The 10,256-nt window shown below is 70.1% G+C and carries 10 protein-coding genes; 4 read left to right on the plus strand and 6 right to left on the minus strand.

The window, feature by feature from the left end:
* Positions 1–72 precede the first annotated feature (72 nt).
* Positions 73–558: a MarR family winged helix-turn-helix transcriptional regulator gene (locus tag AOK23_RS27705; protein ID WP_055715347.1), complete on the minus strand. Its 486-nt coding sequence runs from the start codon at positions 556–558 to the stop codon at positions 73–75.
* A 65-nt stretch (positions 559–623) separates the two neighbouring features.
* On the opposite strand from AOK23_RS27705, the gene AOK23_RS27710 reads away from it, so the two are divergent.
* Positions 624–1,049, plus strand: coding sequence for a nuclear transport factor 2 family protein (locus AOK23_RS27710; protein ID WP_055715348.1), 426 nt, complete (start codon positions 624–626; stop codon positions 1,047–1,049).
* 27 nt (positions 1,050–1,076) lie between these two features.
* Here the strand turns inward: AOK23_RS27710 and AOK23_RS27715 are convergent, their stop codons facing one another.
* Positions 1,077–1,907: an SDR family NAD(P)-dependent oxidoreductase gene (locus AOK23_RS27715; protein ID WP_055715349.1), complete on the minus strand. Its 831-nt coding sequence runs from the start codon at positions 1,905–1,907 to the stop codon at positions 1,077–1,079.
* Between the two features lie 115 nt (positions 1,908–2,022).
* Between AOK23_RS27715 and AOK23_RS27720 the strand changes: the two genes are divergently transcribed.
* Positions 2,023–2,955: a LysR family transcriptional regulator gene (locus AOK23_RS27720; RefSeq protein WP_079049734.1), complete on the plus strand. Its 933-nt coding sequence runs from the start codon at positions 2,023–2,025 to the stop codon at positions 2,953–2,955.
* On the opposite strand, the gene AOK23_RS48610 is transcribed toward AOK23_RS27720, so the two are convergent.
* The 4 genes from AOK23_RS48610 to AOK23_RS27735 all read right to left on the minus strand — a co-directional run bounded on the left by AOK23_RS48610 (position 2,952) and on the right by AOK23_RS27735 (position 7,844).
* Positions 2,952–3,125, minus strand: a complete 174-nt coding sequence (locus AOK23_RS48610; RefSeq protein WP_167738777.1) for a hypothetical protein — start codon at positions 3,123–3,125, stop codon at positions 2,952–2,954. The genes AOK23_RS27720 and AOK23_RS48610 overlap by 4 nt on opposite strands.
* A gap of 123 nt (positions 3,126–3,248) precedes the next feature.
* Complete coding sequence (locus tag AOK23_RS27725; RefSeq protein WP_055715351.1) at positions 3,249–4,625, minus strand: glycoside hydrolase family 43 protein; 1,377 nt, start codon at positions 4,623–4,625, stop codon at positions 3,249–3,251.
* Positions 4,626–4,714: 89 nt separating this feature from the next.
* Positions 4,715–6,283 carry an alpha-L-arabinofuranosidase B gene (locus AOK23_RS27730; RefSeq protein WP_055715352.1) on the minus strand — a complete coding sequence of 523 codons (1,569 nt, stop codon included), beginning with the start codon at positions 6,281–6,283 and terminating at the stop codon, positions 4,715–4,717.
* Between the two features lie 133 nt (positions 6,284–6,416).
* On the minus strand, positions 6,417–7,844 hold the full coding sequence (locus AOK23_RS27735) for a glycoside hydrolase family 43 protein (protein ID WP_055715353.1): 1,428 nt from the start codon (positions 7,842–7,844) through the stop codon (positions 6,417–6,419).
* A gap of 656 nt (positions 7,845–8,500) precedes the next feature.
* Here AOK23_RS27735 and AOK23_RS27740 point away from each other — a divergent pair.
* Complete coding sequence (locus AOK23_RS27740; RefSeq protein WP_055715354.1) at positions 8,501–9,223, plus strand: dienelactone hydrolase family protein; 723 nt, start codon at positions 8,501–8,503, stop codon at positions 9,221–9,223.
* A 286-nt stretch (positions 9,224–9,509) separates the two neighbouring features.
* The gene (locus AOK23_RS27745; protein WP_055715355.1) at positions 9,510–10,202 is read left to right on the plus strand and encodes a hypothetical protein; all 693 of its coding nucleotides are present in this window, start codon (positions 9,510–9,512) and stop codon (positions 10,200–10,202) included.
* Positions 10,203–10,256: the final 54 nt, after the last annotated feature.

Raw genomic sequence — 10,256 nt, forward strand, 5'->3', positions numbered from 1 at the left:
GCGGTGGTCCCGTTGTGCGGGGCGGGGCTGAAGTCGGGGGTGGCGGGGGGCTGAAGGGGCACGGCCACGGAGTCAGCGGGGCGGCCTGACCTCGCGGCGCTGGACGGCCGCGGTGCCCCCGAGGGTGTCGAGGAGGTCGGCGAGCAGGGCGCGCGTGGCATCGAGGGCCGGGGCGCCGAAGCGCTGCCGGAGGCGCTCCTCCAGCGCCGCCCGCGCACGGCGGGCGGCGGCGACGGCTTCGTGGCCGCGCGGCGTGAGCGTGACGCGCCGGACGCGGGCGTCCTGGGGGTCGGGCAGGCGTTCGGCGTAGCCGAGGCGCTCCAGTTCGGCGACCGCCTTGGAGGCGCCCTGCTGGGTCATGTCGAGCTTCTCGGCGAGGTCGCCGATGGTGGGCCGGGTGTGGAGGAGGTGCTGGAAGACGTAGCCGTGGGACATGCGCAGGTCGGGGAAGCCGAGGGCGGCGAGTTCGTCCTGGACGGTGGAGGCGGCGGCGAGGCCGGCGAAGAGGGCGAGGGTGCCGGTGTCGAGGTCGTGGGGGTCGAGTGGCTGCTGCTGCATGGGCCCACTCTCCCATTGGACAACCCCAATTGTGCAACCATGGTTGTGCAACTAAGGTTGTGGATATGCCGGAGTTCTCTGAGCACCCCGATGTCCGTACCGCCGTCCGCTACCACCAGGCGGTGTCCCGCTTCGCCCCGGACGAGGAACTCGCCGCCTTCTTCCACTCGGACGCGGTCCACACGCAGTTGCCCAACGCCCTCTTCCCGGACGGCACCGTCCGCCGGCTGCCCGACCTGATCGCCGCGTCGCGGCAGGGTCGGTCCATGCTCGCCGACCAGCGCTTCGAAGTGATCAACGCGGTCGCCTCCGGTACCCAGGTCGCCCTGGAGGTCAGCTGGTCCGGCACCCCGGCCGTACCCGTCGGCGACCTGGCCGGGGGGCAGGTGCTGCGCGCCCACATCGCGACGTTCCTCGAGTTCCGCGACGGAAAGATCACCGCCCAGCGCAACTACGACTGCTACGAGCGGCTGCGCCCCGCGACGGACTGAGGCCCCCGCGCCCGCTCACGCTCACGCTCACGCGTCGAACGCCGTCGCCCGGGTCCGCTTCTCCCAGGTGAGGACCTCCTCGCGCACCCCTTCCAGGTGCTCCAGGATCGTGGTCACGCTGTCGTCGCCGAGCGGCAGGCGCAGCGGGGTGCGCTCGGCCTCCAGCGCGGCCAGGATCAGCGCCGCCGCCTTGGCGGGGTCCCCGGGCTGCGTACCGTCCCCGCCCGCCACGAACCCCCTGGTCGCGTCGACCTTCCCGTACACCCCGCTCTCCGCGCTCACGCCCGCCCGGCCGTTCTCGAACAGTGCCGTGCGGAACGCCCCCGGCTCGACGATCAGCACCTTGATCCCGAACTCCGCCACCTCGTCCGCGAGCGCCTCGGACATGCCCTCCAGCGCGAACTTCGTCCCGCTGTACGCGGAGAACCCGGCGAAGGACCCCTGGCCGCCCACGCTGCTCATCTGCACGACGGCCCCCGACCGCCGGTCCCGCATGGACGGCAGCACGGCGCGCGCCAACGCGGCCGGCCCGAACACATGCAGGTCGAACAGTGCCCGCAGTTCCGCGTCCGTGGTCTCCTCGAAGGCCCCCACATGGGTCCGCCCCGCGTTGTTGACCAGCACGTCGATCCGCCCGTGCCGTGTCAGCACGTCCTGTACTGCGGCCTCCGCCGCACCCGTGTCGGTGACGTCGAGGGCCAGGGTCTCCATCTGGTCGGGGTGCGCGGCCACCAGGTCGTCCAGCGCGCCGGTGCGCCGGGCCGCGCCGATCACCACGTCCCCGTCCGCCAGCGCCGCCTCGGCGATCGCCCGCCCGAAACCGCTGCTCGCCCCGGTCACCAGCCACACCTTGTTCATGACGACTCCCGTCCACCCGTGCCGACCGGCCCCGAGCGGATCCGGTCGTCGTTCCCGACGTCGACAAGCCTGCGGCGTGGGGTGGTTGTGCGTCCAAGACCTTCGGTGATAACCGATGGTTATGACCACGGACGTACACGGCCGGGATCTGCGGTACTTCGTCACCGTCGCCGAGGAGCTGCACTTCACCCGCGCCGCCGAGCGCCTCTACGTCTCCCAGCCGGCGCTGAGCAAGCAGATCCGCGCGCTGGAGCGCCAGCTGGGAGTGGAGCTGTTCCGGCGTGAACGGCAGGGAGCGGCGCTCACTCCGGCGGGCGAGGCCCTCCTGCCGTACGCGCGGCGGGTGTTGGAGGCGTGGGAGGAGGGCGCGACGGCGGTCGAGGAGGTGCGCACGGCGCAGCGGAGCACGCTGGTGGTGGGGATGAGCACGAGCCCCGGCCGCGGCGGTCTGCTCCCCGCCGTCCGGTCCCGTTTCACGGCGGCCCGTCCGGAGGCCGTGATCCGGCTGCGCCAGGTGAACTGGGCGGACCCGACGGCGGGTCTGGCGGACGGCGAGGCGGACGTGGCGTTCATCTGGCTGCCCGTCCCCGACCAGGACCGTTACGCGTGGACGGTGATCGCCGAGGAACCCGTGCGGGTGGCACTCCCGGACACGCACCCCCTCGCCGCCCGCGCCGAGATCGACTTCGCCGACCTCCTGGACGAGCCGTTCCTGGCGCTGCCCGAGAGCGCCGGCCCTCTGCGGGACCACTGGCTCGCCCTGGAGGCCCGCGACGGCCGTCCGCCCCGTATCGGCGCGGAGATCGCCGGCACGGAGGAGACGTACGAGGCCCTGCTCGCCGGCCTGGGCGTCTGCCTCGTCGCCGCGGGCAACGTGCCCCTCCTCACCCTGGGCGGCGTCACGACCCGCCCCGTGCGGGGTGTCCCCCCGAGCCGCTACGTCCTGGCCTGGCGCAAGGACGACGCCCGACGCCCCCTGGTCCGGGCGTACGCGGAGGCGTGCCGGACGGCGGCCCGGGGCGGGCGGGGCCTCGCGGACGGGCCCTAGAACGCCACGAACCACAGCAGGGCGAGAGCCCCCGCCCCGGCCGCCGTCATCAGCATGTTGCTGCGCTTGTGGCCCAGCCAGAGCAGGAGCACCGCGGCGGCGACCGCGAGCACCCGCACCTCACCGTTGAACACGAGCAGCACCCCGAGAATCGCCAACGCCACCCACATGAGTCCCCCTCCCCCGACCTGTCGGTCTCCCTCCCCGAGAGCTGCCCAAGCGAAGAGATCGACATCCCCCGAACCACCACGATCCGGGCGCACTCGGAGGGGGCGCGTTGCGGGCGTGTGGCCTCAGTACCAGACGGAGAACGTGGCGTCGGCTCTGCCGGTGGCGGTGGTGATCGGGTCGATGCGCAGCGCGTAGTTGAAGTGCCGGATGTAGCGGTCCGGGTGGCTGTGGGAGCGGAACGACGACCAGGAGGGGTCGGCGAGCCCGGCGGTCCGGTGGAAGGTGGCGTCCTGGGCGAACCTCGTGGTGCCGTCGTTGGCGTCCAGTCGCAGCTGGTAGTAGGAGTGCCGCAGATAACGGGTCGGCTGGTTGGCGGACTGGAAGGAGACGCCGGAGGAGTCGGCCAGCCCCGGCACCAGCTTCCACTGCGAGTCGGTGTAGGGGTCGAACGGGTACGGGTCGATGCGGCCGAGGGAATCGACCTGCCGCCAGTATCTGTCGGGGAAGTTGTAGGACTTCAGCCGGTTCCAGGCAGGCCTTCCCCACTTGGCGATCATGTTGTCGTACACCGTCTGGGGGATCGGCTTGATGTCGGCGTGCTTGGAGTTCAGCGGCTGGGTGTAGACGCGCCGGTCGGTGGCGGTCCAGGTGCCGGTGGAGAGGTCGTTGGTCTGCCAGGTGTAGAAGAGCGCGTTGGCGTCGCCCCACAGGTACCAGGTGCCGGAGGCCTCGGCGAGGATCGGGCCCTCGATGCCTCCCTGCGGCGCCAAACCCGAGGTGAACTGGGTGAAGCTGCCGGGGGCGAGGGAGGTGGACCTCGCCCCCACCAGGCTGTTGCGGCCCTTGTAGTACAGGTAGTTGACACCGTTCACGTCCTTGGCCAGGGTGCCGTCGATGATGTCGTAGCCCGGGTCGAAGAAGACCTGCGGTGCCGTCACCGTCTGGAAGTCCGTGGTGTAGTTCACCATGATCACGTTGTGTCCGCTGCTGTTGACGGCCGAGTAGAGGAGGGCGTACTGGCCACGGGAGGGGTCCCAGAAGGCTTCGGGCGCCCAGGTGTGGGTGGCCATGTCGTGCAGCTTCAGCAGGCGGTAGTTGTCGAAGGAGCGCAGGTCGGCGGAGTCCCAGACGTGGATGTACGGGGTCTTCTTGGTCCAGTCGGTTCCCTTCAGATTGGTCGCCATGACGACGAAGGTGCCGTCCTGCTTGGGCAGGATGAAGGGGTCGCGCAGACCGCCGTCGCCCGCGGTCGGGGTCACGACGGGGTTGTTCTGGTTCAGCGGCATCCACTGCAGCGCGTCGGTGCTGACGGCGAGGTGCAGGCCGTAGTCCGTGCCGAGGTTTCTCGGTGACTGGGTGAAGTAGGCCATGACGAACGGGGAGGTCGTCGCGGCGCTCGCCGACTGGCTGCCGAGGGTCAGCACGCCGGTGGTGGACAGCGGCACGGCCGCGGCCATGCCGAGGAAGAGCCGGCGCGAGGGAAGGGGTGTTGCGCTCATCTGGTGCCTCCGGGGCGTAGGGAAGGTGCGGGCGGATCAAGAACCGTGGGCGGCCCCGGCCTGGAGCCGCCCACGGGTCCGGTCCCTCGTCAGCTCCAGGGAGCCGCGGTGAGCCAGCTGGTGTCCTGGGCCCACGCTCGCGTGTTGTCCCAGGCGTTGGTGCCGCCGTTACTGGCCACGTAGGCCGTGTAGTTGTAGTGGCGGATGTACTTCGTCGGGAAGTTGACCGACTGGAAGGACGTGCCGACGCCGCTGTTGCCCGCGGTGGGGCAGAAGGTGGCGTCCTTCGCGAACGAACTGCCGCCGCTGTCGGTGTTCAGGTAGAGCTGGTAGTTGGCGTGGCGCAGGAACTGGCCCGGCTTGTCGACGGACTCGAAGGACAGGCAGGAGGTGTTGGCCAGTCCGGCGCGGACGATCCAGGTGGCGTCGGCCTTGTCGGTGGCCGGGCTGGAGGAGGTGATGCTGGAGATGACGACCTTGGTGTCGGTGTCGTTGTGGCGCAGGTAGTGCGTGGTGCAGCAGGGTGAGGTGGTGGCCTTCAGGGAGATCCGGGAGCCGGGGGTCAGTGAGCCGGTGCTGGTCGAGCCGCTGTCGTAGCCGGCGGCGGTGATGTTGGCCTGGACGGCGTCCTCGGTGGCGGTCGAGGGGTAGCCCTGGGTCATGACGCCCTCGTAGAACGTGCCTTGGCCGGTGTTGCTGTTGTCGCCGCCGATGCCGAGGATGATCGCGCCCTGCTTCTTCATCGGGTTGTAGCCGGGGGCGTTGGGGCGCACGCCGTCGTAGAAGGTGGACAGGCCGCCCGATTGGGCGTTGCCGCCGCGGATGGCCCAGTGGTTCGGGCCGCCCTTGACGATGGCGGTCGTGAAGCGGTGGTTGATGGTCGGGTCGCCCGCGTTGAAGCCGCGGTTGACCCCGGAGAACAGGCCGTTCTCCAGGTCGGCCATGATCCAGGGGCCGGGTCCGCTGCCGGAGCCCCAGCCCTTGCTGTTGCCGAAGTAGATGGCCTCCATGGTGCCGTTGCCGTCGTCGTTGCCGGTCGTCTCGGCGTTGCCGTAGTCGAAGCAGCAACCGGCGTTGTAGTGGGTGCCGTCGAAGATCGCGTACATGCCCTCGGGCTGGTCGCCGGTGGCGATGCCGTTGGTGTTGTTGTTGCGGTAGCCGGTGCCGGGGGCGACATAGACGCCGTACGCCTTGTGGCCGCCGACCGTGATCGGCGCCTCGAAGGCGTTGGCCAGGTTGTCGTTCCCGCCCTCGGCCGGACCGGGCCAGTAGCCCTTGAGCGCCTGGGTGAGCTTGTTGCCCTTGCCGGACTGGTCGTAGATGACGCTGATGACGCAGCTGGTGTTCGCGCAGAAGGAGTCCTGCTGCGCGGCGTCGGCGACACCTCCGGCGGTCAGCGGGCCGATGTCCTTGGTCGTGTCGTCGGAGGCGCGCTTGACCTGGTACAGCGGGCCGTTGTACGTCCCGTACAGGGCGCGGGTGGTGCTGTGGGCGGCGACGCAGGGGGTGCCGCCCGCGGCGTAGATGTCGCACGGCCCCTGGGTGGCGGCCTGCGAGGTGGTGGCTGTGGCGGTGAGCAGACCGGCGGCGAGCGCGGCGGTGGCACCGGCCGCGAGCAGCGCGCGTCTGACGCCGCGTATCCACGGTGGCTTGATCATGAAGGACTCCTTCACCAGGCAGGGGAGAGGGTGAGCGGACGTATCCCTGCTGTTCGGCCGTGCGGACGTGTGGGGGGGGGACGCCTCCGTGCCGGCGCCGACCTGGAGGCGCCGGCACCCTTGGCGACGCGGGTCAGTTCGTCACACGGAAGGTGGCGTCACTGCGGGCTGTCGCGGTGGTGATCGGGTCGAGGCGCAGCTGGTAGGCGTAGTGGCGGATGTAGCGGTCGGGGAAGTTGTACGACTGGAACGACGACCAGGTGGAGTCGGCGAGGCCGGCGACCTTGCGGAAGGTGGCGTCCGCGGCGAACTGGCTGCTGCCGTCGTTGAGGGCGAGCTGGAAGTCGTAGCCGGCGTGGCGGAGGAAGTAGCCGGGGTAGTTCACCGACTCGAAGGAGACGGTGCCGGTGCCCGCCAGGCCGGGCCTGATCCGGAACTGGGAGTCCTCGACGGGGCTGACGTTGGGGTCGATGCGCACGTCGAAGTCGATCTGGCGCACGTACCGGTCCTGGAAGTTGTACGACTGGAGCCGCTGCGCGGGGCTGTTGGGCCAGCGGGAGAGCACGCGGCTCTCCTCGGCGGCCGTGAGGGTCACGATCGCGCCGTGGCGCTTGGCGGTGCCGCCCATGTCGTAGCTGGTCGTCGGCTGAAGCCGGTAGGTGCTGACGTCGAACGGATTCGTCGTCAGGATCGGCCGGTACTCGCGTACGCCCTGCGCGTTGTTGTGGTCGATGTAGAGGGCCCACTCGTCGCGGTCCCTGAACTTCATCCAGACCGGGCCTTCGACCACGTTGCCGGTGAGGCCGATGCTGGAGAGGTTGCCGAGGTTGGTCCACGTCCCCAGGATCGAGTTGCTGCCCTCGATGCTGTTCTGGCCGTCGCCGGAGGCCCTCAGGTAGCGGTAGGGGCCGCTACCGGCGGGCACCTCGGTCATCTGGGTGTCGACGACCGGGGTGCTGCCGGGCGGGTCGATCCAGATCTGCGGGGTGGTGATGGTGCGGAAGTCCTTGGTGCGGGCGGAGTAGATGCGGTACTTGAAGATGCCGTTCACCGAGGCGTTCGTCGCCCAGTACAGGACGTAGTCGTTGGTCTCGGGGTTCCAGATCGCCTCCGGCGCCCACGCGTTCTTTCCGCCGGGGATCAGTCCGGCGGCGCCGAGCAGCCACGGCTTCGACCAGGTCACCAGGTCGGTCGACTCCCACACCACGAAGTTGGGGCTGCCGTTGGTGTACGTCGACCCGCAGCGGATGCACAGGTCGGTCGCGATGATCCAGTACTTGCTGCCGTCGGGGGAACGCACCAGTGCGGGGTCGCGCACCCCCTTCGTGCCGATCTTGGAGTTGAGGATCGGCGCTCCTCCGTTGAGGTCGTTCCAGTGCAGGCCGTCCGTGCTGTGCGAGAGGTACAGCTGCTGACCGGTCGCCCCCTCCCCGGTGAAGTGCACCATCAGGTAGCCCGGATCGGCGGCGGCTGCCCGCTGCGGCGTGGTCAGGGCTTGGGACGTGAAGAGCAGACAGGCGGCGACCAATATCGTCGCCAGCCGGGAGAGGAGTGGGCGCATGCGCGTTTCCTGTCTTTCCTTGCGGGTTCGTGAACCTCGCCGCAGCCGCGTGCGCGCCGGGTGCGGCAGCCACGGTCCCGACCGTCGGACCACCGACAAGGCGTGCGCGCCGCGCACTTGAGCATGCGTCGCCCGCACGGGCCGGAGAGGTGCGCAGAGCGACGACCGATGACCAATGTTCGATATTTAGAATGCCATCCGGAAATTCGGCCAGACGCTATAGGCGGCGCAATAGGGTGTCAAGACGCCGGAAAAAGAAAGCCGGCCACTGTGACGACAAGAGGGACGGAGAGTGACGTCGTGATCCGTCAAGCCAGGTCAGCGTACGTTCGGCTCGCCGAACATCGTTCGATATCTATTGACGTGGCTCATATTCCCATTCACACTCACGCAGCGCGATGTCCATAAGGGCGGAACCTCAGCGCCTCGGCCGAGATCTCCAACACCCTCCTGAGGCAGGCCTTTTCAGGGGACGGCGGTGAAAACCCTTTGGCGATCCGCGGCGGCCGCTGCTACTTTCCCGGCAGGCCGTGCGAGAGAACGAGGAGGTGGTACCCGTGAGCGTTGTATCGACATGGGTGCTCCCCTCCGGGGTCACGGTCGGGCGGTAGGTCGTCCGGGAGCGCCGTTCTCGCGCACTCCCGAAAGGCACGACCATGCGATTCACTTCCGAACTGCGCCTCGACGACGGTGTCCTCGAACGCGAGTTCCTCCTCGGCGAGATCCCCGGGACCCTGTGGACGCCCGGGTCCGCCGCGCCGGTCCCGCTGATCCTGACGGCCCACAACAACGGCCTGCCCAAGAGCGATGCCCGGCTGGTGGCCCGGGCGCGGAAATCCGCCGCGTACGGCCACGCGGTGGCCACCATCGACGCCGCCGGGTGCGGTGACCGGCCCCGTTCCGCCGCCGACGAGCAGGCTCGCGCCGACCTGCGGCGGGCGATGCGGGCCGGCGAGCCGGTCGACGAGATCTTCGAGTCCCTCGTCGGCCCGCTGGTCGAGAACGCGGTCCCGGAGTGGCGGACCACCCTGGACGCGCTCCTCGCGCTGCCCGAGATCGGCGGCCCGGTCGGGTACTCGGGGTGGACGGCCCTCGGCATCCGGCTGGCGGTGACCGAGCCGCGCATCGCGGCGGCCTGCTGCTTCGCCGGGGGTTACGTGCCCCGCGCCCAGCGCGAGGAGGCCCGGCGGGTCACCGTTCCGCTGCTGCTCCTGTTGCAGTGGGACGACGAGGGGAACCCCCGGCAGCGGGCCCTGGACCTGTTCGACGCCTTCGGCTCCCGGGAGAAGACGCTGCACGCCAACCTGGGCGGGCACACCGGCACCCCGTGGTTCGAACTCGACGACGGGAACCGCTTCTTCGGCCGGCACCTGAGGTGACGCCGGGCCCGCCCCGGCCACCGGCGAGCGGCTCAGCGTGCCGTTCGCACCGGCGGTCGGGGCGGGCACCGCGGACGGCGTCGGCGGGGGTCGGCCACCCGCCCGGCGCCGCTGACGGCATCGGCCGGGGCCGGCACCCGCCCGGCGGCCCTCCCGTTCCGTACCTCCGGGGTGGCCTTTCGGGAGGTGCCCTTTCGGGTGGTGGCTGGAGAGACAATTTCGGCCAAGTTCCGCGGTTCGTAGGGTCGTTGGCGCAGCCAACAGCCACGTGTCACGGGAGCCCCGCATGTTCACTTCCACCACAGGTCGCCTGACGTCCGCCGCCGTCGCCACGGTGGCCGGTCTCGCCGTACTCGCGCCCGCCGCGCAGGCCGTGGAGCAGGGTCCGGCCGAGCCCATGGCGCCGAGGCTGACCGTCGCCGGGTACACGAAGTACCTCAAGGCGCAGTCCACGCCCGAGGCGAGGAAGGCGCTGAAGAGGTTCCTGGCGCTCACCAGGGGGCAGCAGACCGTCTTCGTGAAGGACCTCCAGGACCGCCGGATCCACAAGGCGCTCCTCGGCAAGGTGGCGGCACCGATCGGCAAGCCGGTCAGCATCACCGACCCGTACAACAAGGAGGTCCGGTTCGTCACCAAGGCGACCTCCAAGGTCGGCAAGGACAAGAACCGCACCACGACCGTCAGCTTCACCGTGACCCAGGAGATCTTCCGTATCCCGGTCACCAGCGAGACGCTCACCATCAGCTACCCGACCGCCGGGCAGGGGCCGAAGAAGATCACCGGCAAGGCCAAGGTCACCAACGTCAACGCGGCCATCGCCATCAAGGACAACCCCCGCGTCGGCGTCAAGGGCTCCGACGCGCAGACCCTCTGGGTCGCGATCCCGCAGGTGAAGTCCTTCGGCAAGCCCATCCACAAGAAGCAGCACATCCAGCGCACCGCTCCCGGCTTCCGCGCCCAACTCACCGACCAGGGCTGACGGACGGGGGAGGCGGCCGACCGGGGGCCGGCACCCCGGTCGGCCGCCTCCCCC

The organism is Streptomyces torulosus, from assembly GCF_001419765.1.
GTDB classification, from domain to species: Bacteria; Actinomycetota; Actinomycetes; order Streptomycetales; family Streptomycetaceae; genus Streptomyces; species Streptomyces torulosus.

Coding starts and splice junctions, on each gene's coding strand:
- AOK23_RS27705 (WP_055715347.1), bottom strand. CDS start 558: ATGCAGCAGCAGCCACTCGACCCCCACGACCTCGACACCGGCACCCTC.
- AOK23_RS27710 (WP_055715348.1), top strand. CDS start 624: ATGCCGGAGTTCTCTGAGCACCCCGATGTCCGTACCGCCGTCCGCTAC.
- AOK23_RS27715 (WP_055715349.1), bottom strand. CDS start 1,907: ATGAACAAGGTGTGGCTGGTGACCGGGGCGAGCAGCGGTTTCGGGCGG.
- AOK23_RS27720 (WP_079049734.1), top strand. CDS start 2,023: ATGGTTATGACCACGGACGTACACGGCCGGGATCTGCGGTACTTCGTC.
- AOK23_RS48610 (WP_167738777.1), bottom strand. CDS start 3,125: ATGTGGGTGGCGTTGGCGATTCTCGGGGTGCTGCTCGTGTTCAACGGT.
- AOK23_RS27725 (WP_055715351.1), bottom strand. CDS start 4,625: ATGAGCGCAACACCCCTTCCCTCGCGCCGGCTCTTCCTCGGCATGGCC.
- AOK23_RS27730 (WP_055715352.1), bottom strand. CDS start 6,283: ATGATCAAGCCACCGTGGATACGCGGCGTCAGACGCGCGCTGCTCGCG.
- AOK23_RS27735 (WP_055715353.1), bottom strand. CDS start 7,844: ATGCGCCCACTCCTCTCCCGGCTGGCGACGATATTGGTCGCCGCCTGT.
- AOK23_RS27740 (WP_055715354.1), top strand. CDS start 8,501: ATGCGATTCACTTCCGAACTGCGCCTCGACGACGGTGTCCTCGAACGC.
- AOK23_RS27745 (WP_055715355.1), top strand. CDS start 9,510: ATGTTCACTTCCACCACAGGTCGCCTGACGTCCGCCGCCGTCGCCACG.